Below are 20,303 nucleotides of genomic sequence, written 5' to 3' on the forward strand. Positions count from 1 at the left end.
GGTACTAGGTAAGGACGCCACGTGGAGCCTGATCCCACCGTCGCCGACCAGGCGGCCCTCACCAGCGGCAACGACTTCTGGCACACCACCCCCGCCGCCGGCCTGCCGTCGATCACCGTCACCGACGGCCCGCACGGCGTGCGCCTGCAGGCGAGCGAGCACGACGTGGTCACCGGGCGCCCGGCCACCTGCTTCCCGCCCGCCGTCGCGACGGCCTCCACCTGGGACCCGGATCTGCTGCGCCGCATGGGCGAGGCGCTCGGCGACGAGTGCCGCGCGATGGACGTCGCCGTGCTGCTCGGCCCGGGCATCAACCTCAAGCGCACCCCGCTGGGCGGCCGCAACTTCGAGTACTTCGCCGAGGACCCGCTGCTGACCGGCGTGCTCGCCACCGAGTGGGTGCGCGGTCTGCAGAGCCGCGGCGTGGGCGCGTCGCTGAAGCACTTCGCGGTCAACAGCCAGGAAACCGACCGCATGCGGATCAGCGCCGACGTCGACGAGCGCACGCTGCGCGAGATGTACCTGCGCGCGTTCCAGCGGGTGGTGACGCAGGCGCGGCCGTGGACCGTGATGTGCTCGTACAACCGGATCAACGGCGTCCACGCGAGCCAGAACCGCTGGCTGCTGACCGAGGTCCTGCGCGACGAGTGGGGGTTCGAGGGTGTCGTGGTGTCGGACTGGGGCGCGGTCGCGGACCGGGTGGCCGCCGTCGCCGCGGGGCTGGACCTGACCATGCCCGGCCCCGACGACACCGGCGACCGCGCCCTGGCCGAGGCCGTCGCGGACGGGCGGCTCGACCCCGCGGCCCTGCGGACGGCCGCGGACCGGGTGCGCGCGCTGGTCGAGCGCGCCGGCGAGCGGGAGCCGGCCGGGTACGACGCCGACGCCCACCACGCGCTCGCCCGCGAGATCGCCGGACGCGCGATCGTGCTGCTCAAGAACGAGGGCGGGGTGCTGCCGCTGCGGGCGGGCCAGTCGCTCGCGGTGCTCGGCGAGTTCGCCCGCACCCCGCGCTACCAGGGCGGTGGCAGCTCGCAGATCACGCCGACGCGGCTCGACGGCGCCCTCACCGCGCTCGCCGGATCGGCGCCGGTGCGCTTCGCCCCCGGCTACGACGACGTGGACGAGGCGGTCGCGCTCGCCGCGGACAGCGATGTCGCGCTGGTCTTCGTGGGCAGCGAGCACGAAACCGAGGGCGCCGACCGGGAAAGCCTGGACCTGCCCGCGACGCACCGCGAACTGATCGAGCGCGTCGCGGCGGTGAATCCCCGCACGGTCGTGGTGCTGTCCAACGGCACCGTGGTGCTGACCCGCCCGTGGGAGGCCGCGGTGCCGGCGATCGTGGAGGGCTGGCTGCTCGGCCAGGCCGGCGGCAGCGCGATCGCGGACGTCCTCTTCGGACGCGTCAATCCGTCCGGACGGCTCGCCGAGACCATCCCGGTCCGGCTCGCCGACCATCCGTCCTTCCTGGACTTCCCCGGCGAGAACGGGCACGTGCGTTACGGCGAGGGGATCCACGTCGGCTACCGCGGCTTCGACGCCCGCGAGCTGGAGGTGGCCTACCCGTTCGGTTTCGGGCTGTCGTACACCACGTTCGAGTACGGCGAGGCGCGCGCGACCGCGACGGACGCGGGCATCGAGGTGCGGGTGCCGGTGACCAACACCGGCGACCGGGACGGGCGTGAAGTGGTGCAGGTGTACGTGAGCGTGCCGGGCTCGCGCGTGCGCCGCGCACCGCGGGAGCTGAAAGCGTTCGCCAGCGTGCCGATCGCGGCGGGTGAGACGGCCGAGGTGGTGCTGCACATCGCCCGCGAGGACCTGGCCTACTGGGACACGCGCCTGCACCGGTGGATCGTCGAGGGCGGCGAGTACCACTGCGCGGTCGGTTCGTCCTCACGCGACCTGCACACGACGGCGATGGCCGAGGTGACCGGCGACGACGTGCGGGTACCGCTGACCGGGGAGTCCACAGTGGCCGAATGGTTCGCCGACCCACGCGGCGCCGAACTGCTGGGACAGGCCTTCGCCGCGGCCGCGGGCAGCGGCCCGATCGGACGGCTGGTGGCCGACCCCGCGACGATCTCGCTGGTGGGCAGCCTGCCCCTGAGCCGGATGTCCGCCTTCCCGGGCAGCCCGCTGACCGCGGAAGCGCTGGCGAAACTGATCGCCGAAGTCAACGGGTGAACACGGACGGCCCGGCGCCCCCGTCGGGCGCCGGGCCGTCCGCCGTCTCAGTCGAAGACCACCAGGCCGCGGATGTTGCGGCCGGCGTGCATGTCCTCGTACGCCTGCGCCACCTCGTCGAGGCGGTACTCCGTCGTGATCAGCTCGTCGAGCTTGAGCTGGCCCGCCTGGTACATGCGCAGCAGGTTGGGGATGTCGCGGCGCGGGTTGGACTCGCCGAACAGCGAGCCCTGCAGCCGCTTCTGCATGAGCGTCAGGTCGCCCAGCGCGATCGGCGCCCCGGCCTCGGTGATGTTGCCCAGCCCGGTCAGCACGACCGTCCCGGCCTTGCGGATCGACGCCAGCGCCTGGCCCACGTGATCACCCTGCACGACACCGATGGTGACGATGGTGGCGTCCGCGCCCTGCCCGTTGGTCAGCGACCGAGCGAAGTCGGCCGCCTCCTCGATCGTGGCGAACGCGTGCGTCGCGCCGAACACCTTCGCCTTGTCGCGCTTGAACTGCACCGGGTCCACGGCGATGATCGTCTTCGCGCCGGCGTGCGCCGCGCCCTGCAGGGCGTTCGCGCCGATCCCGCCGATGCCCATCACGATCACCGTCGCGCCGGGCTTGATGTTCGCCGAGTTCACCGCCGAACCCCACCCGGTCGGCACGCCGCAGCCGACCAGCGCGGCGGCCTTGAGCGGGATGTCCTTGCCGATCTTGACCACCGAGTCGACCGACGCGGTGGTGTACTCGGCGAACGTCGAGATGCCGCACTGCTGCCCGACCGGGTTGCCGTTCTCGGTCATCCGGAAGCTCGCCGGGTCGTCCGCGCGCGCCCCGGTCAGCAGCGACGCGCCCAGGTCGCACAGGTTGGACAGCCCCTGCGCACAGAACTCGCACTTGCCGCACGCGGGCAGGAACGAGAACACGACGTGGTCGCCGACCTCGTAGCCGGGCGTGTTCGGCCCGACCGCGGTGACGACACCGGCGCCCTCGTGCCCGCCGACGTACGGGTAGACGGCGACCGGCACGTCACCGGTGGCGACGTGGTCGTCGGAGTGGCACAGGCCGGACGCGGCGAGCTTGACGGTGACCTCGCCCTGGCGCGGGTCGTCCAGCTCCACGGTGGCGGTCTCGTAGGTGCCGGGGGCCTGGCGGACCAGGGACACCTTGGTGGTGATGGGCATGCTTCGCTCCTCCTCGAGCCGAAGTGTCCTCAAAGGACTACGGTGACGACCTTTTCCTCGGTGTTGGCGAGGATTCCGCTCCAGCCCAGCTCGCGGCCGACGCCACTGGACTTCATGCCGCCCCACGGCAGGGCCGCGTCGATCGGCGCCCAGCCGTTCACGCCGACCGCACCGGCGCGGACCTGCCCGGCCAGGGTGTGCGCGGCGCTGACGTCACGCGTCCAGATGGTGGCGGCGAGGCCGTAGGTGGTGGTGTTGGCGATGCGGACGGCCTCTTCCGGGTCGTCGAACGGGATCACCGAGCCGACCGGGCCGAAGATCTCCTCGCGCGCGATCGTCATGTCGTTGTGCACGTCGGCGAAGATGGTCGGCTGGACGAAGAAGCCGGGCCGCTCGGGGCGGCCGCCGCCGGCGACGAGCCGGGCGCCCTCGGCGCGGCCCTTCTCGATGTAGCCGAGGACGCGCTCCTGCTGCTTCTTGTTGACCAGCGCGCCCATCGTGGTGGCCGGGTCGAGCGGGTCGCCGAGGACCTGCTGGTTGGCGGCGCCGGCGAGGGCGTCGACCACGTCGGAGTACAGCGAGCGGTGCACGAGCACGCGGGTGCCGGCCGCGCAGACCTGGCCCTGGTTGAAGAACAGGCCCATCGCGGTGCCGCCGATGGCCGCTTCGAGGTCGGCGTCGGCGAGGATGATCTGCGGTGACTTGCCGCCCAGCTCCAGGGTGATGCGCTTGAACGACCGGGCCGCGGCGACGCCGACGTGCCGGCCGACCTCGGGGCTGCCGGTGAAGCTGATCTTGTCGACGTCCGGGTGGTCGACGAGCGCCTGGCCGGTGACCTCGCCCAGGCCGGGCAGGACGCTGACCACGCCGTCGGGCAGGCCGGCCTCCTTCAGCAGCTTGGCCAGGTGCAGGATCGACAGCGGCGCGTCCTCCGGCGGCTTGACCACGACGGTGTTGCCGGCGGCCAGCGCGGGCGCGAGCTTCCACGCGGTGATCATCAGCGGGGTGTTCCACGGGATGATCGCGGCGATCACGCCGACGGGTTCGCGGCGGGTGTAGGAGTGGGTGGGGCGGCCCAGGTAGCCGTCGGTGGGGATGACCTGGCCGGTGATCTTGTCGGCCCAGCCGGCGAAGTGGCGGAACGTGCGGGCGGCGTTGGGCATGTCGAGCACGGCCGGCTGGCCGAGGGGCTTGCCGATGTCGAGGGCATCGAGGCGGGCCAGCAGCTCGGCGTCGCGGTCGATCAGGTCGGCGACGCGGTTGAGGATCCGGCCGCGCTGCGAGCCGGGCAGGGCGGCCCACTCCCCCGACAGCTGGGCGCGGGCGGCGGCGACGGCGGCATCCACGTCCTGCGGCGACGCGGCGGCGACGTCGGCCAGCTTCTCCTCGGTCGCCGGGTTGAGGTCGGCGAACGTGCCCCCGGTGCCGTCGCGCCACTGGCCGGCTAGGAAGAGCTGGCTGGGGAAGGTCTCGGTGGTGGTCACGGGCGGTGCTCCTCGGCGATCGGCGTCGATCACGACCCGGACGGGTCGCCTGCCCCGAGGATGCGGCACGTCACACCGGCCGGTCTTGCGTCTGCGCGCACGGCTCTTGTGCCTGCGCGCACCGGCTCACTCCCCGGCGAGGAGATACCGCAGGTACCGCTGCGGCGCGGCGAGGAAATCCCGCGTCAGGCGCACCGGCAGGGCGTCCTCGTAATCGACCTGCTCGATCTCCCCGCTGTCGCCGATCTCGTAGATCGTGGCACCGGGCAGCGCGAGCAGGATCGGGGAATGCGTGGCCGCCACGATCTGGCTGCCCTGCTCGGCGAGTTCCGCCAGCCGCGCCAGCACCGCCAGGCACCCGCGCACCGACAGCGCCGCCTCCGGCTCGTCCAGCAGGTACAGGCCGTGCGGACCGAACCGGTGCGTCACCAGGTCCAGGAACGACTCCCCGTGCGAGCGTTCGTGCGGCGAAACGCCCCCGTAGGCGGGCAGCAGGGGCGGCGATCCCGGGTCGCGGTCGAGGCGCTCGATCTCGGAGGCCACGTTGTAGTACGACTCGGCGCGCAGGAAGAACCCGGTGCGCGGCTTGACGGCGCCCCAGGTCAGGACCAGGTGGTCGCCCAGGGTGGACTCGCTCGCGCGGGTCGCGAACCGGAAGCTCCGGCTGCCGCCCTCGGGGTTGAAGCCCGCGGCCACCGCCAGCGCCTCGACCAGGGTGGACTTGCCGCTGCCGTTCTCGCCGACCAGGAAGGTCACCCCGGGTGCCAGCGGCAGGCCGCCGGAGCGGGACAGGTGCGCCACCGCGGGCAGGGTGAACGGGTAGCGCCCGCCGTCCGCGTCCGGGGCCAGCCGGACCCGCTGCACGAACACCGGCGTCCGCTACCCCGCCACCAGCTGCGCCCGGTGCTCCCGCGGCGTGCGGCCGTACCGGGCGCGGAAGGTGCGGCTGAACTGCGCCGCGTCGACCAGGCCCCACGACGCCGCGATCGCCGCCACCGGGCGGGTCGCCAGGGCCGGGTCGGCCAGGTCGTGCCAGCACCGCTCCAGCCGGCGGTCCCGGATCCAGCCGGTGATCGTCGCGCCGCGGCGTTCGAACAGCTTCTGCAGCTGGCGCAGCGACACGTGCACCGCGGCGGCCACCTCGGCCGGGCACAGCCCCGGGTCGGACAGGTGCTCCTCGATGTAGCGCTGCGCGGCCGTCACCACCGTGTCCGCCGGCGGCTCGCCCTGCGCGGCGAAACACGCGGCCAGCATGTCCACCGCGGCATCGGACAGGAAAGCCGCCTCCGGCCCGGGCTGGGCCACCCGCGGATCCAGCCCCCGCAGCAACGCCGACGTCAGCGCGCCACTGCCACCCGAGCCGGGGATCGTCACGGCGGTCAGATCGTCCACCCGGGGCGCCCGCGGCTTCAGCCGGCGCCGCGGCACGACCAGCACCAGCATCTCGAAGTCGTCGTCGAAGACCAGGTCGTAGGGCCGGTTCGTGTCGTACACCGTCAGATCGCCGAGCGCCAGCCGCGCGGTGCGGCCGTCCTGCTGGACGACGCCGTGCCCGCGCAGCTGCAGCCCCACCTTGTAGAGGTCGCCGGCCCCGCGCCGGATCAGGCTCCGGGTCCGGCGGGTGACCTGGCGCGTCGAGCTGACGACGGACACCTGCAGGTCGGCCATCGGGCGGGCGGCCACCCGCCCGTGGAACCGGTTCCCGATCGAAACGACGTCCAGCGGCACGAACGCGCGGGCCAGCAGGTCGCGCCAGGACTCCAGGCTCGTCGTGGTGCCGGCGTCCAGCGTCATCGGGAACGCGCCCACCTCGGCCTCCTCGCCTCGAATTACCGAACGTCCGGTCGGGTTGGCGTCATGGTACGTGCCGGCGTGCCGGGCGTCACCCTCCCGCCGCAGTCGGCACCGGCGAGGCGTCGCGGCGGCGCAGGTGCTCCGGCTCGGCGATGAACCGCGCGCCCAGCACCGACAGCAGGCACAACAGCCCGCACACCAGCGCGATCGGCCAGGTCTGCCCGCCGGACGCCGAGGTCAGCGCGGCCGCCACGAACGGGATGCACCCGCCGACGAGCGCGCCCGCGATCTCGCGCGTGAACGTCACGCCGGTGTAGCGGTAGCCGACCGGGAACAGCTCGGACATCATCGTCGCCTGCGAGGCCAGCGTCAGGTCGTTGCACAGGGTGTAGAGCATCACCAGCGCCGCCCAGATCACCACCGGCGTGCCGGTGTCGAGCAGGAAGAAGAACGGGTAGAACAGCAGCGCCGCCGCGGTCGCGCCGGTCATCATCACCGGCCGCCGCCCGAACCGGTCGCACAGCCAGCCCGCGGTGGGCACGGTGACCACCTTGAGCGCGTTGGCGATGACGATGCCGAGCAGCCCCACCCACGCCGCGGTGCCGACCTCCTTCGACAGGTAGCTCAGCGCGTACACCGAGGGCAGGTAGCTGATCACGTTGGGCGCGACGGAGATCAGCATGCCGGGCAGGATCTTCCGCCCGGACGTGGCGAACAGCGCCCGCAGCGGCGCCCGCGTGCTGTGGCCCTCCTTCTTGGCGCGCTCGAACTCGGGGCTGTCCGGCACCTTGAGCCGCACGATCACGCCCGCGACGCCGACCAGGCAGCTGAGCAGGAACGGGATCCGCCAGCCCCAGCCGGTGAAGTCCGCATCGGACATCAGCGCCGAGGTCAGGAAGAACACGCCGGTCGCCACCAGCGAGCCGACCGCGTTGCCCAGCGTCGGCGCGCTGGCGTTGATGCCGCGTGCCCTGGTCTCGGCGTGCTCGGCGGACAGCAGCATCGCCCCCGCGTACTCGCCACCGGCGCCCAGGCCCTGCACCACCCGCAGCAGCACCAGCGCGACCGGCGCGAACACGCCGGCGGTGGCGTAGCTGGGCAGCAGGCCGATCAGCGTGGACGCCACGGCCATCACCATCAGGGTCACGAACAGCATCGTGCGGCGCCCGACGCGGTCGCCGAGGATGCCGATGATCACGCCGCCGACCGGGCGGGCGAAGAAGCCGACGGCGAACGTGGCCAGCGACGACAGGGTCGCGACGACCGGATCACCGGAGGGGAAGAACACCTGCGGCAGCACGAGGGCGGCGGCCGTGCCGTAGAGGGAGAAGTCGTACCACTCGAGTGCCGTGCCCACGGTCGAGCCCACCGTGGCCCGGCTGATCCGGAGTCTCATCGCCGACCCTTCGTTGCGTCTCGCGAACGTCTACATTAACGTTCATGGTGGCGACAGGCTACGAGTTCGCTTTCCCTGCGGTCAAGAGACAAGGAACCGCTTTGACTTCCATGAACGTTAATGAGACGGCGCTGGCGAAGTACAACCCGCTGTCCCGGGTGCTGTGCTTCGACCGGTTCGACTCCACCACGCACGGCTGGACCGAGCTGCTCGGCAACTACGACGGGCGCGGCGACCTGGACACCGTGGACGACCACATGCGCGACTTCCGCCCGCCGCAGCTGTCCTCGTGCACGTTCTTCGACGTGGGCACGCACGGGACGCTGAGCGGCAACTACGCGCTCAAGCTCGCGACCCGCCCCTACCCCGGCCACACCGCGACCGGCATCCGCCGCCTGACGATGGCCGGCCGCGGCCGCGTGCGGATCGAGACCCACTTCGCGTTCAAGGCCGAGGCCACCGTGGGGCACGAGGCGCCCGCGTCGGTGCACTGGGACGGCAACCGGCACCCGTCGGAGTCGCAGTTCGGCGCGTTCACCGTCGCCACCGACATCTGCTCGGACGGCGGCCTGCGCTACCACAACGTCATCCGCTACCAGAACACCAACCTGGACGGCGAGATGACGAACCGCTGGATGTACCCGGTGGTGCCGGAGCCGACGCCGCGCGACCACCAGGAGGGCAAGTTCGCCCTGCCCTACGCCGCCGACTTCACCGCGCCGGACCCGGACGACTGGCGCACCTTCGGCGAGCCGCTGGAGATGTGCGTCAACGAGGTGCCGACCAAGATCAACTGGCACTACCTGCGGTGGGACATCGACACCAGCACGCGGTCCAATGTGGAGCTCCAGCTCAACGACCGCGTGATGGACATGCGCGACGTGCCGGTGCCGCCGTACCCGGACCGCTACGGCACGCTGGACAACCTGCTCAACTTCTACTTCTCGGTCCGCACGCACTGCGGCGTGCGCAACTTCCTGTTCCTGGACTCGGTCCTGATCTCGGTGGAGTGGTGAGGCACGACATGCGCTCGACGATGACGGCTGTGCTGGAACGCAACACCGTGGTGCGCGAGGACTTCGCGACCGAACCGTACGAACTCCCGTGGGCGGCCGAGGCCCGGTTCTTCGTGCAGGCGCTGGAGGCGGACGGCCCGCTGGTCTTCCGCACCGAGATCTCCCCCGACGGGCTGCACTGGTGCCCGCTGGACGAGGCCGAGCACCGCATCGACTCCCCCGGCCTGATCACCTGGCCGGTGAGCGGGTTCGGCCAGTGGCTGCGGGTGAGCTGCACCGTGGGTCCCGGCGCGACCGGGAAACTGCGCATCTATCTTGTTGGCAAGGGTTGATCCGGAGGTCGGCTGGTGGTGCGCGCTCGGCGGGTCACGTTGCGTGACGTCGCGGACAGGGTCGGTCTGTCCGCGAACACGGTGTCGCGCGCGCTGTCGGGCAAGGACCAGGTCAGCGAGGCCACCCGGGAGATGATCGTGGCCGAGGCCCGTCGGCTGGGGTACGTGCCGAACAGCCACGCCCGGTCGCTGGTCTCGGGCACCACGATGGTGCTCGCGCTGGTGATCACCAACCCGTCGAACCCGTTCTACGCCGCGCTGATCTCCGCGGTGGAGCGGCAGTGCCGGGTGGCCGGGTACTCGGTGCTGCTGCTGGTCACCGAGGAGAACGAGGACAACGAGGAACGCGCGGTGCAGCAGCTGCTGCGCTTCGGCGTGGACGGGGTGCTGGCGGTGCCGATCCAGCACCGGCCCGGGGTGTGGGCGGAGCTGTCCGCGGCCGGGCTGCCGGTGGTGCTGCTCAGCCGCGACATCCCGGAGCTGGGGTTCGACTTCGTGGGCATCGACGTCGAGCAGGCGGTGGCGGACGCGGTGTCCCGGGTGGCCGGGCCGGGGCCGGCGTGGCTGTTCGAGGAGGACCTGGAGATCAGCACGGTGGCCGCGCGCATCGCCGGGTTCCGGCGGGCGCTCGGCGGTGATTCGCTGGTGCTGAAGGTGCCCGGGCACCGGACGCGGGACGCGGCGCTGCCGTGGCGCCCGGACGACGCCCACCGGCTCGCGGCCGGGCTGATCACCCGCGAGCACCACCCGGACCTGGTGGTCACCGGCAACGACTACTTCGCGCTCGGGGTCTACAAGGCGGTCCGGGAGTGCGGGCTGACCGTCGGCGAGGACGTGCGCGTGCTCGGCTACGGCGACCACCCGTTCGCCGCCTACCTGGAGCCGGGCCTGACCACGATCCGGCTGCCCGCCGACGACGTCGGCACGGCCGGGGTGGAGCTGCTGCTGCGGCGGATCGCGGACCCGGACCGGCCCCGGGAAACCGTGCGGTTGAGCGCGGAACTCATCGAGCGCGGCTCGGCCCGGGTCGTGCGCTGATCGTCGCCGGACGGCCAGCAAAGATCAACCATCCGGCCACAATCCGGACATAGCGTCCGGCGCATGAGACGCACTCCCCACCGTCCGGTGGCGGCCGCGCTGGCCCTCGGCCTCGCCGCCGCGCTGGTCCCCACACTCGGCGGCGGCGAGCCCGGCGACGTCGTCGTCCGCGAGTCCTTCGATGGCGCCGCGCTGCCCGCCGGGTGGACCCCGGTCGCCGGCACCTGGCAGGTCAGCGGCGGGAAGCTGACCAACACCGCGCCCGGCACGCTGTCCCGGATCACCTTCGGCACCCACCTGGAGGACTTCCGCGCCGAGGCCACCATCCGGTTCGACGCGATCACCAACTCCAGCCGCTGGGCCGGCCTCGTCCTCGACACCGCGCCGGACGGGGCCGTGCCGTGGAGCCAGGCGATCATGCGGTCGGCCTCCACCGCCACCAACGGCATCGAGTTCGCGCAGCGCACCGAGGCCAGCACCTGGAACGTCACCGACACCGCCGCCGCGCCGCACGACGCCGGCACCGGGCGCGACATCCGCGTCGCGATCGAGGTGCACGGCAGCCGCGCCACCTGGAGCTTCGACGGCACGACCGTGTTGAGCACGACGAAGCTGCGGCGCAGCGCGTCGGGCGTGTTCGGGTTCATCGCCGACGGCGCGAAGATCAGCGTGGACGACGTCGTGGTCACCCAGCTCGACCCGCTGCCGGTGACCCAGCCGGACGGCGCGCTGCCGCTCACGGTCGCCCACCGCGGCTACTCCGCGGTGGCGCCGGAGAACACGCTCGCCGCGGTCGAGGCCGGGGTCCGCGCGGGCGCCGAGTACGTGGAGATCGACGCGCAGACCACGCGCGACGGCGTGCCGGTGGTCATGCACGACAACACCGTCGACCGGACCACCGAGGGCACCGGCGACATCTCGACGCTCACCGCCGCGCAGGTGACCGCGCTGGACGCCGGGGCGTGGTTCTCACCGGCGTTCGCCGGGCAGAAGGTGCCCACGCTCGGGCAGGTGCTGGACCTGATCCGCACCAGCGGATCGACGCTGCTGCTGGAGATCAAGGGCCCGGAGACCCGCGCGGAAACCGCGCGGATCCTGGACGAGGTGCGCAGCCGCGGCATGACGCGGCAGGTGCTGGTGCAGAGCTTCGACGAGCAGGTCCTGCGGGACGCTCGCGCGATCGCGCCGGAGATCCCGCTGGGCCTGCTGCGGGGTGCGGTGGACGCCGATCCGGTGGCGACGGCGAAGGCGTTCGGCGTGGTGACCTACAACCCGTCCGCCGCGGCGCTCCTGACCCGGCCGGACGCGGTGTCCCGGTTGAACGCGGCGGGAATCGCCGTCATGCCCTACACCGTGAACGACGCGGCGACCCGGCGGAAGCTGGCCGACGCCGGGGTGGACGCCATCATCACCGACCGGGCCGGGGAGCTGGCCGGGTGGCGCTCGGGCCAGGCCGCGCCCTCGGTGACGGTCTCGGTGCCGGGCCAGCTGCGGCGGTACGTGCCGGCGCCGGTCGCGGTGTCGGCGCGGGACGCTTCGGCCGTCTCGGTGACGCTGGACGGCGCGCGGATCGACCCGGCGGCGCCGCTGGACCCGCGGTCGCTGGCCGCGGGCACGCACGAACTCGTGGCGACGGCGACCGGTCCGGGTGGGACGGCGTCGGCGTCGGCGAAGTTCGAGGTCGTGGTCGACGTGACGGGGGTGCGGGTGCTGGTCGCGGAGGCCGGGGCGCGCCCCGAGCAAACGGCGACGATCCTGCGGCACCTGGACGCCGGGCACTTCGACCAGGCCGCGGACGCGGTGCGCCGGGCCGGGTTCGCGCCGGAGCTGGAGCGGATCCTGCTGGCGGACCTCGCGCTGATCGCGGGCCGCTGACCGCGGTGGGGTGGCGGGGTGATCTTGTCCCCGCCACCCCCTCCGGGTGAGACTGGCGCCATGGACCGCGTCAGCATCGAGATCAGCCAGGGCGTCGCCGATGTGCGGCTCAACCGTGCCGACAAGCGCAACGCCCTGGACCCCGCCATGTTCGCGGCCCTGGCGCGCGCCGGGGAGCGGCTGAAGTCCGAGCCGGGGCTGCGGGCTGTCGTACTGTCCGGCGAGGGGCCGGACTTCTGCGCGGGCCTGGACTTCGCCGCGTTCCAGGCGATGCGCTCCGGCGACCGGATCAGCGCGGACGTCGACCTGCCGCCGTCGGACGGGCCGGCCAAGGCGACCGGGCAGCGGGCGGCCCACGTGTGGACCGAGCTGCCGGTGCCGGTGATCGCCGCGATCACCGGGCACGCGCTGGGCGGCGGGCTGCAGGTCGCGCTGGGCGCGGACATCCGGATCGTCGCGCCGGACGCGAAGCTGTCGGTCCTGGAGATCAAGTGGGGGCTGATCCCGGACATGACCGGCACGCAGGTGCTGCCCGAGCTGGTCGGCCGGGACGTGGCGAAGGAGCTGACGTTCACCGGCCGCGTGGTGAGCGGGGAGGAGGCGGTCGCGCTGGGCCTGGCGACGCGCGTGGCCGGCGATCCCCGGGCGGAGGCGCTGGAGCTGGCCCGGTCGATCGCCGGACGCAGCCCGGACGCCATCCGCGCGGCCAAGCGCCTGCTGGACCTGCCGCGCGACCCCGAGGCCGGCTTCGCGGCCGAGCAGCGGGAGATCACGGCGCTGATCGGCAGCCCCAACCAGGTCGAGGCGGTGACGGCGTCGTTCGAGAAGCGGGCGCCGCGCTTCACGGATCCGGCCTGACGCGGAGCTACCAGCTCGTGGGCCCGTCGTGTCGATCAAGCACATGACGCCCTGACCGACGGTGTGGTGCGCCGACATGGTGAGTCGTCCCGCCCGCTGCCTACCCTGGCGATCTCGCAACGGTGGGAGGGATCGTCGATGAGAAGGTCTGTTGCCGTGCTCGTTCCGGCGCTGGCGGCCGCGGCACTGGCCGCACCGGCGCACGCGGATCCGGTGGCCCGGTGCACGGAGCTGGCCGGGCTGGCGATCCCGGCCGCCGCGATCGGCCTGCCGACCAGCGGCGGCACGGTGACCGCGGCGCAGGTCACCGGCGGGTACTGCCAGGTGGACGCGGCGCTGCACCCGGTGGATCCGGCGGCGCCGGACATCCGGATGCGGGTCGCGTTGCCGGCGGAGTGGAACGGCAAGGCGCTGATGTTCGGGGGCGGCGGGTACAACGGCACGATCCCGAACGTGGCCGGGAACGTCCCCTTTGGACCGGTGGGCGGGGCCACTCCGCTGGCCCGCGGCTACGCGACCTTCGCGAGCGATTCGGGCCACCAGGCCTCGCCCACGCACGTCCCGGCTCCTTCGCTCGACGGCTCGTTCGGGGTGAACGACGAGGCGGTGCGCAACTTCTCCGGCGACGCGCTCAAGAAGACCCGGGACGCGGCCGTGTTCGTGATCGCGCAGCGGTATTCGGCGCGCCCGTCGTACAGTTATTTCGCGGGCGGGTCGACCGGTGGCCGGGAGGCGCTGGCCGTGGCGCAACGGTGGCCGGCCGATTTCGACGGCGTGATCTCGGTGTACCCGGCGTGGAACGCGGCGAGCCTGGATTTGTTCTTCGGCTACCAGGCGCAGGTGTTGTCCCAGCCGGGCGCGTTCCCGAACCCGGCGAAGCAGGCTCTGTTGTACCGCAGCGTGATCCGGGCTTGTGACGGCCAGGATGGCCTGCGCGACGGCGTGGTCTCGGACGAGGCGGGGTGCCGGTTCGACCCGCGGGTGCTGCGTTGCCCCGGCGGGGCGGACACGGGTGACGCGTGTTTGTCGGACGTGCAGATCGGGGCGGTGAAGGCGCTTTCGGAGCCGCTGCGGTGGAAGTACCGCGTGGCGAGCGGCGAGCGCGGCTACCCCGGTTTCCCGTTCCTGTCCGGCGCCGCGATGACGACACCACTGCTCGGCATGGGCACGGTCGCCCCGGCCACCCCGATGCCGGCGGCCGCGGGGTACGGGGTGCAATTCTGGGACCAGTGGGCACGGTACTTCGTGACGCGGAACCCCGGTTTCGACGCGCTGACGCTGGACCCGCGCCGCCCGGGCCCGTGGCGGGAGCGGATCAGCGAGCTGACCGCGCTGCAGGACGTGAACAACGCGGACCTGGGCCCGTTCGCCCGGGCCGGCGGCAAACTCCTGCTGCTGCACGGCACGGCGGACGAGCTGGTGAGCCATCGGTCCACAGTAGACTACTTCCAGCGCGTGGAACGCACGCTGGGCAAGCGGGCAACGGATTCCTTCGCGCGGTTCTACCTCGTCCCCGGCGCGAACCACGCCAATGTGGGAGCCGCGTTCCCAGCCGCCTGGGACTCGCTGACCGCGTTGGAAACCTGGACCGAACACCAGGCGGCGCCGGTGACCCCAGTGGTGACCGACGCGGCAACGGGCCGGACCCGCCCACTGTGCGAGTACCCGGCCTGGCCCCGCTACCGAGGCGGTGATCCAGCCACAGCGAGCAGCTTCAGCTGCGCCCGGCGCTGACGGCGCGCCAGCGCCGTGCAGTGCACCCACGAAGCTGGGTGGTCATCCCGTCGCCTGACACGTGACGATCACCTTGAGCCAGGGCCGCAACCCGGGCCGCCAACCGGCGGCCGACCATGCCAACCTTGCGGCCCTGGCTCAAGGTGATATGCACAAACCGGAAGGCGACGGGATGACCACCCGGCGACCACCTGCCCGAGGTGAGACAACAACGGTCCCCCGTCATCCCGGAGCCTGCCCGTCCGGCGAGGACATCTTTTGATCTTTAGTCTTGCTTTTGGGCAGGCGGGGAGTCCGCCCTGCGGGCGGGAAGCGCCTCACGGCGCCGAACGGTCACCTTCCGACCACCCCCGCCCCCGATGCCTGATTGTGTTTCAGTCGCCGAGCAGGCGTGTCAAGGCGGGAAAGAGTACCTTGACACGCCTGATCGGCGACCAAAGACCGGCTGTGGATCGGGGGCGGGGGAGGTCTGGTTGGGGTAGTCGGTGCTGTTGCGTTGCCGGCTTGCGGTTCGCAAGGCTGCCGCGCGGCCCCGGGGCGTAGTCGGGCCGCTTGTGTTGCCGGCCGCCGGTTCGCAGGGCTGCCGCGCGGCCGGCCGACTGCCGGACCACTACCGTTGCCGGCCGCCGGCACTCGGCTGCCGCACGGCCAGCCGACTGCCGTGCCACTCCCGTTCCCGCCCGCCGGTTGTGTGTCACCACCGGACCGGGCTCACCCCTCCGGTGCCACCTCCCCATACGCCACCACCGACAGGAACCTGATCGGCAGCTTCACCAGCTCCCGCGGTCCGTGCACCCCTTCACCGTCCAGTTGCAGCGCATCGCCGGGGCGCATGGTGTAGCTGGCCTCTCCGTGGCCGTACACCATCTCCCCCTCCAGCATGTACAGCAGCTCCGTTCCGGGGTGCTGGAAGAGCGGGAACTCCTCACTCCGTTCGGTCAGCGTGACGATGTGCGCTTCCATCCGCTTGTGCGGCCCCCGCAGCGCACCGAGCAACGTGTAGTCGTGGCCCACCCGCGTTCCGCGTTGCACGATTCGCGCTCCGGCGCCCGCCGGGGTGTAGACCGCCTCGCGTTGGGTGTCGGCTGCCCGGAACAGCGCGGTGACCGGCACGTCGAACGCGTCGGCCAGGCGGTCGAGCGTCGTCAGGCTACAAGAAATCGTCGCGTTCTCGATTTTGGACAGCATCGCCACCGAGATGCCCGTGCGCGCCGCCAGCTCGGCCAGCGTGTGGCCGTGGGCGTGCCGCAGCTGGCGCACCTGCCCGGCGATCGCCCGCTCCAGCCTGCCCTGCCGCGGCGCCGGCTTGTCCACCCACACCGCGGCCGGCCCGGCCGGTGCCTCGTCCTTGCTCACGACTGCCCGCCCATCCACCGATGATACTCAGCGCATCTCCCCCGCCCCCACATACGGGTGCGGGCTGGTCAGCAACGCGCCCTCGGCGAACCGCGACAACCGGAAATCCGTCTCCGGCACGTCCGGGTCCCCGCTCTTCCCGTCCACCACCAGGTCCGCGACCAGCGCCCCCACCGCGGGCGAGATCTTGAACCCGTGCCCGCTGAACCCCGCCGCCACCACCAGCCCGCCGACCGGCGTCAGGGAGATCACCGGGTTGAAGTCCGGCGTCACGTCGTAACACCCCGCGTAGGTGCTCGCGATCGACGCGTCCGCCAGTCCCGGGAACCGCCGTGCCATCTTCTCCACCGCCAGCTCCAGGAAGTCCGCGTCGGCCCGGTTGGCGTAGCTGTCCGGGTCGGCCGGGTGCAGCCGGGCCAGATCGCTGTTGCCGAACAGGATCTCCCCGGACACCTCGGGCCGCACGTACTGCAACGACACCAGATCGGAGAACACCGGCACCGCCCCCAGGTCCACCCCCGGGTCGACCAGCACGATCTGCTCCCGGTGCACGGTGATCGGCAGCTCGATCCCGTGCGCGGCCAGCAGCGGCACCGACCACGGCCCGGCCGCAACGACCACAGTGGACGCCCCGATCACCGACCCGTCGGCCAGCCGCACCCCCGTCACCCGCTCCCGGGACACCAGCACCTCGGCCACCGCCGCGCCCTGCCGGATCCGCGCACCGGCGGCACGAGCCGCCGCGGCAAACGCTTGCGCCGTCGAGTACGCATCCCCGTACCCGCCGCGCGGCTCCCAGGCGAACGCGGCGAAGTCGTCCAGATCCGCGGCCGGCCACAGCTTCGCGACCTCGTCCCGGCCGATCTCCTCCGTCTCCACCCCGACCGCGCGCTGGTCGGCCAGGCTCGCCCGCAGCGCCTCCACATTGGACTCGCCGACCCCCACGACGTACCCGGTCTGGTGGAACCCGATCTCCGTGCCCAGGACGTCGGAAGCGTTCTCGAACAGCTCCAGCCCCGTGCGTGCCATCGCCGCCAGCGACGACACCCCGTAGTGACAACGCACCACACCGCTGGACTTGCCCGTCCCACCCGACCCGACGGTGTCCCGTTCGCACACCACCACGTCCGTCACCCCGCGCTGCGCCAGCGCCCACGCCGCGGCCGTGCCCTCCAGACCGCCGCCGACGATCACCACCTCGGCGTTCACCGCGACATCCCCGGAATCCAGTCGGTGCCGGCCAGCGGCACGCGGGCCATCGCGGCGGCCTCGATCGTGAGCGCGACCAGGTCCTCGGGCTCGAGGTTGCGCAGGTGCGCCTTCCCGCACGCGCGCGCGAGCGTCTGCGCCTCCATCGTGAGCACCCGCAGGTAGTTGGCGATCCGGCGGCCGCCCTCGACCGGGTCCAGGCGCGCGGCCAGCTCCTCGTCCTGGGTCGTGATGCCGGCCGGATCGCGGCCGTCCTGGAAATCGTCGTAGAACCCGGCCGCCGACCCGATCTTCGCGTACTCCGCCGCGTAGCGCGGGTGGTTGTCGCCCAGCGCGATGAGCGCGGCGGTGCCGATCGCGACCGCGTCCGCCCCCAGGGCCATGGCCTTGGCGACGTCGGCGCCGGTGCGGATGCCGCCGGAGACGATCAGCTGGACCTTCCGGTGCAGCCCCAGCTCGCGCAGCGCCTGCACGGCCTGCGGGATCGCGGCCAGCGTGGGGATGCCGACGTGCTCGATGAACACGTCCTGCGTCGCGGCGGTGCCGCCCTGCATGCCGTCCACCACCACGACGTCGGCGCCCGCGGCGACGGCCAGCTTCACGTCGTAGTAGGTGCGGGTGGCGCCGACCTTGACGTAGACCGGCTTCTCCCAGTCGGTGATCTCGCGCAGCTCCAGGATCTTGATGGCGAGGTCGTCCGGACCGGTCCAGTCCGGGTGGCGGCAGGCCGAGCGCTGGTCGATCCCGGCGGGCAGCGTACGCATCCCGGCGACGCGCTCGGAGATCTTCTGCCCGAGCAGCATCCCGCCGCCGCCCGGTTTCGCCCCCTGGCCGAGCACGATCTCGATGGCGTCGGCCTTGCGCAGGTCGGCCGGGTTCATCCCGTACCGCGAAGGCAGGTACTGGTAGACGAGGTGCTTGGACTGGCCGCGCTCCTCGGGCGTCATGCCGCCGTCGCCGGTGGTGGTGGACGTGCCGGCCTCGGACGCGCCGCGCCCGAGCGCCTCCTTCGCCTGCGCGGACAGCGCGCCGAAGCTCATCCCGGCGATGGTGACCGGGATGTCCAGGTGCAGCGGGTACCTGGCGTGGCGGTCGCCGAGGACGACGTCGGTGCCGCAGCGCTCGCGGTAGCCCTCCAGGGGGTAGCGGGACATCGACGCGCCCAGGAACAGCAGGTCGTCGAAGTGCGGCAGCGGGCGTTTCGCGCCCCAGCCGCGGATGTCGTAGACGCCGGTCTCGGCGGCGCGCTGGATGGCGGCGATGGTGGCGCGGTCGAACGTCGCGGACTCGCGCAGGGCGGGGTCGGTCATGTGCTGCTCCTGGTCAGTACGAGTTGTGCGCGGCGAAGTGGTAGAGCTTGCGGGCGGAGCCGTAGCGGCGGAACTCGGACGGGTCGTGCGCCAGGCCGGCGGCGGCGAGCAGGTCCTTCAGCTCGCCGAGGTGCTCCTCCCGCATCGGCTTTTCGACGCAGTCCGCGCCGAGCCCACCGACCGCGCCGCGCACGTAGATCCGGGCCTCGTAGATCGAGTCGCCGAGGCCGTCCCCGGCGTCGCCGCACACGACGAGCCGCCCGGCCTGCGCCATGAACGCGCTCATCGGGCCGATGTCGCCGCCCACCACGATGTCGATGCCCTTCATCGAGATGCCGCAGCGCATCGACGCCGAGCCCTCGATCACCAGCAGCCCGCCGTGCCCGGTGGCCCCGGCCGACTGGGACGCGTCGCCGGTGACCCGGACCAGCCCGGACATCATGTTCTCGGCCACCCCGGTACCGGCGTTGCCGTGCACGGTGACGGTGCCGCCGTCGTTCATGCCCGCGCAGTAGTAGCCGGCGTGGCCGCGGACGTCGACGGTGATGTCGTCGCGGATCCCGGCGGCCAGCGCGTGCGCGCCCTGCGGGTGCAACACTTCGTACGCGCGCGCGGCCGGGGCGTGCAGCTCGGCGTTCAGCTCCCGCACGGTGGTGCGGGTGAGGTCGATCAGCGCTGCCATGCGTAGACCCTTTCCGGCTCGGGCTCGTAGATGCGGGCGGTCTCGATGCCCGGCAGGTCCGCCAGCGCGCGGAACTCCGAGGCCATCGCGACCCAGGCCGGTGTCTCGGCGATGATCGCGGGCTTGCAGGCGATCGCGTCGCGCACCACGGCGAACCCGTCGGCGCTGGTCACCAGCAGGGTGTAGAAGCCGTCGAAGCGCTCGCACAACGCACGCAGCGCCTTGTCCAGGTCCTCGCCCTGCGCCAGCCGCTGGGCGACGAACCGGGCGCCCACCTCGGAGTCGTTCTCGGAGTCGAACGACACGCCCTGCGCCCGCAGCTCGCGGCGGATGGTGGCGTGGTTGGCGAACGATCCGTTGTGGACCAGGCACTGGCCGGGCCCGACGGAGAACGGGTGGCAGCCCTCGGGCGTGACCGCGGACTCGGTGGCCATCCGGGTGTGCGCGAGGCCCTGCCAGCCCTGCGCGTTCGCCAGGTCGTAGGTGCCGGCCAGCTCCCGGGGGTGGCCGATTCCCTTGTAGACGGTCAGATCCGTGCCCGCGCCGACGCTCCGCTCCCCCGGCAGCGCGGCCACCAGGTCGTCGACGGACATGGGCGCGGCGAGCACGGTGGTGTCCCCGGCCTCGGTCACCAGGGCGTCGGGAAAGCGCTTGCGCAGCTCCGCGGCGTCGGCGGACAGCAACGACACCGCGGCGTAGCCCTCGGGGCAGCGGCGGCGGTCCCCGTAGACGGCGACGCCCGCCGAGTCCGGGCCGCGCTCGACCACCTGGCACAGCATCCCCTCCAGCAGCCGCCCGAGCCGGGGGTAGAGCCCGGGGTCGCGCAGGTGCAGCCCCACGATTCCGCACATGGCGGGTCTCCT

General features: G+C 72.6%; 17 protein-coding genes. 7 read left to right on the forward strand and 10 right to left on the reverse strand.

The features are described from left to right. Positions 1–21 precede the first annotated feature (21 nt). Positions 22–2,184, forward strand: coding sequence for a glycoside hydrolase family 3 C-terminal domain-containing protein (locus D0D28_RS02730; RefSeq protein WP_116109589.1), 2,163 nt, complete (start codon positions 22–24; stop codon positions 2,182–2,184). A 47-nt stretch (positions 2,185–2,231) separates the two neighbouring features. Here D0D28_RS02730 and D0D28_RS02735 read toward each other — a convergent pair whose 3' ends face one another. The 5 genes from D0D28_RS02735 to D0D28_RS02755 all read right to left on the reverse strand — a co-directional run bounded on the left by D0D28_RS02735 (position 2,232) and on the right by D0D28_RS02755 (position 8,030). Beyond that, positions 2,232–3,356 (reverse strand): NDMA-dependent alcohol dehydrogenase, encoded by a 1,125-nt coding sequence (locus tag D0D28_RS02735; protein WP_094005177.1) that lies wholly within the window; start codon positions 3,354–3,356, stop codon positions 2,232–2,234. A 29-nt stretch (positions 3,357–3,385) separates the two neighbouring features. After that, positions 3,386–4,840, reverse strand: a complete 1,455-nt coding sequence (gene styD / locus D0D28_RS02740; protein ID WP_116109590.1) for a phenylacetaldehyde dehydrogenase StyD — start codon at positions 4,838–4,840, stop codon at positions 3,386–3,388. A 126-nt stretch (positions 4,841–4,966) separates the two neighbouring features. Then, entirely contained in the window at positions 4,967–5,710 is a 744-nt protein-coding gene (locus D0D28_RS02745; RefSeq protein ID WP_116109591.1) for an AAA family ATPase, read from the reverse strand. 9 nt (positions 5,711–5,719) lie between these two features. Then, entirely contained in the window at positions 5,720–6,649 is a 930-nt protein-coding gene (locus D0D28_RS02750) for a helix-turn-helix domain-containing protein (RefSeq protein WP_116109592.1), read from the reverse strand. A gap of 73 nt (positions 6,650–6,722) precedes the next feature. Further along, the gene (locus tag D0D28_RS02755; RefSeq protein ID WP_094005181.1) at positions 6,723–8,030 is read right to left on the reverse strand and encodes an MFS transporter; all 1,308 of its coding nucleotides are present in this window, start codon (positions 8,028–8,030) and stop codon (positions 6,723–6,725) included. Positions 8,031–8,140: 110 nt separating this feature from the next. On the opposite strand from D0D28_RS02755, the gene D0D28_RS02760 reads away from it, so the two are divergent. The 6 genes from D0D28_RS02760 to D0D28_RS02785 all read left to right on the forward strand — a co-directional run bounded on the left by D0D28_RS02760 (position 8,141) and on the right by D0D28_RS02785 (position 14,883). Then, a complete protein-coding gene (locus D0D28_RS02760) occupies positions 8,141–9,046 on the forward strand; it encodes a DUF6772 family protein (protein ID WP_094005182.1) in 906 nt (301 codons plus the stop codon). 20 nt (positions 9,047–9,066) lie between these two features. Beyond that, positions 9,067–9,378 (forward strand): hypothetical protein, encoded by a 312-nt coding sequence (locus D0D28_RS02765; protein ID WP_233157227.1) that lies wholly within the window; start codon positions 9,067–9,069, stop codon positions 9,376–9,378. A 15-nt stretch (positions 9,379–9,393) separates the two neighbouring features. Further along, positions 9,394–10,416, forward strand: a complete 1,023-nt coding sequence (locus D0D28_RS02770) for a LacI family DNA-binding transcriptional regulator (RefSeq protein ID WP_094005184.1) — start codon at positions 9,394–9,396, stop codon at positions 10,414–10,416. A 63-nt stretch (positions 10,417–10,479) separates the two neighbouring features. Beyond that, on the forward strand, positions 10,480–12,291 hold the full coding sequence (locus D0D28_RS02775; protein ID WP_116109593.1) for a glycerophosphodiester phosphodiesterase: 1,812 nt from the start codon (positions 10,480–10,482) through the stop codon (positions 12,289–12,291). A gap of 60 nt (positions 12,292–12,351) precedes the next feature. Next, positions 12,352–13,149, forward strand: coding sequence for a crotonase/enoyl-CoA hydratase family protein (locus D0D28_RS02780; protein ID WP_116109594.1), 798 nt, complete (start codon positions 12,352–12,354; stop codon positions 13,147–13,149). Positions 13,150–13,287: 138 nt separating this feature from the next. Then, positions 13,288–14,883, forward strand: coding sequence for a tannase/feruloyl esterase family alpha/beta hydrolase (locus D0D28_RS02785; RefSeq protein ID WP_205413172.1), 1,596 nt, complete (start codon positions 13,288–13,290; stop codon positions 14,881–14,883). A gap of 711 nt (positions 14,884–15,594) precedes the next feature. Here D0D28_RS02785 and D0D28_RS02790 read toward each other — a convergent pair. From D0D28_RS02790 to D0D28_RS02810, 5 genes are read right to left on the reverse strand one after another with little or no spacing between them, the layout of a single operon-like run. Continuing rightward, a complete protein-coding gene (locus D0D28_RS02790) occupies positions 15,595–16,239 on the reverse strand; it encodes a helix-turn-helix domain-containing protein (RefSeq protein WP_116109596.1) in 645 nt (214 codons plus the stop codon). A gap of 27 nt (positions 16,240–16,266) precedes the next feature. Next, a complete protein-coding gene (locus D0D28_RS02795) occupies positions 16,267–17,448 on the reverse strand; it encodes an NAD(P)/FAD-dependent oxidoreductase (RefSeq protein ID WP_240323064.1) in 1,182 nt (393 codons plus the stop codon). Beyond that, the gene (locus D0D28_RS02800; RefSeq protein ID WP_116109597.1) at positions 17,445–18,758 is read right to left on the reverse strand and encodes an FMN-binding glutamate synthase family protein; all 1,314 of its coding nucleotides are present in this window, start codon (positions 18,756–18,758) and stop codon (positions 17,445–17,447) included. Before D0D28_RS02800 ends, D0D28_RS02795 begins: the two co-directional genes overlap by 4 nt. A 13-nt stretch (positions 18,759–18,771) precedes the next feature. Then, positions 18,772–19,440: a glutamate synthase gene (locus tag D0D28_RS02805; RefSeq protein ID WP_094005208.1), complete on the reverse strand. Its 669-nt coding sequence runs from the start codon at positions 19,438–19,440 to the stop codon at positions 18,772–18,774. Next, positions 19,428–20,291, reverse strand: coding sequence for a glutamine amidotransferase (locus tag D0D28_RS02810; RefSeq protein ID WP_116109598.1), 864 nt, complete (start codon positions 20,289–20,291; stop codon positions 19,428–19,430). The genes D0D28_RS02805 and D0D28_RS02810 overlap by 13 nt, the downstream gene beginning before the upstream one ends. Positions 20,292–20,303 lie beyond the last annotated feature (12 nt).

The organism is Amycolatopsis ruanii (genome assembly GCF_003385175.1).
Taxonomy (GTDB): domain Bacteria; phylum Actinomycetota; class Actinomycetes; order Mycobacteriales; family Pseudonocardiaceae; genus Amycolatopsis_E; species Amycolatopsis_E thermalba.

What these genes read in the sequence shown, in the direction of transcription:
- D0D28_RS02755 (WP_094005181.1), bottom strand. Translation starts at nt 8,030, where the DNA reads ATGAGACTCCGGATCAGCCGGGCCACGGTGGGCTCGACCGTGGGCACG.
- D0D28_RS02805 (WP_094005208.1), bottom strand. Translation starts at nt 19,440, where the DNA reads ATGGCAGCGCTGATCGACCTCACCCGCACCACCGTGCGGGAGCTGAAC.
- D0D28_RS02785 (WP_205413172.1), top strand. Translation starts at nt 13,288, where the DNA reads ATGAGAAGGTCTGTTGCCGTGCTCGTTCCGGCGCTGGCGGCCGCGGCA.
- D0D28_RS02800 (WP_116109597.1), bottom strand. Translation starts at nt 18,758, where the DNA reads ATGACCGACCCCGCCCTGCGCGAGTCCGCGACGTTCGACCGCGCCACC.
- D0D28_RS02735 (WP_094005177.1), bottom strand. Translation starts at nt 3,356, where the DNA reads ATGCCCATCACCACCAAGGTGTCCCTGGTCCGCCAGGCCCCCGGCACC.
- D0D28_RS02775 (WP_116109593.1), top strand. Translation starts at nt 10,480, where the DNA reads ATGAGACGCACTCCCCACCGTCCGGTGGCGGCCGCGCTGGCCCTCGGC.
- D0D28_RS02765 (WP_233157227.1), top strand. Translation starts at nt 9,067, where the DNA reads ATGACGGCTGTGCTGGAACGCAACACCGTGGTGCGCGAGGACTTCGCG.
- D0D28_RS02780 (WP_116109594.1), top strand. Translation starts at nt 12,352, where the DNA reads ATGGACCGCGTCAGCATCGAGATCAGCCAGGGCGTCGCCGATGTGCGG.
- D0D28_RS02810 (WP_116109598.1), bottom strand. Translation starts at nt 20,291, where the DNA reads ATGTGCGGAATCGTGGGGCTGCACCTGCGCGACCCCGGGCTCTACCCC.
- D0D28_RS02760 (WP_094005182.1), top strand. Translation starts at nt 8,141, where the DNA reads ATGAACGTTAATGAGACGGCGCTGGCGAAGTACAACCCGCTGTCCCGG.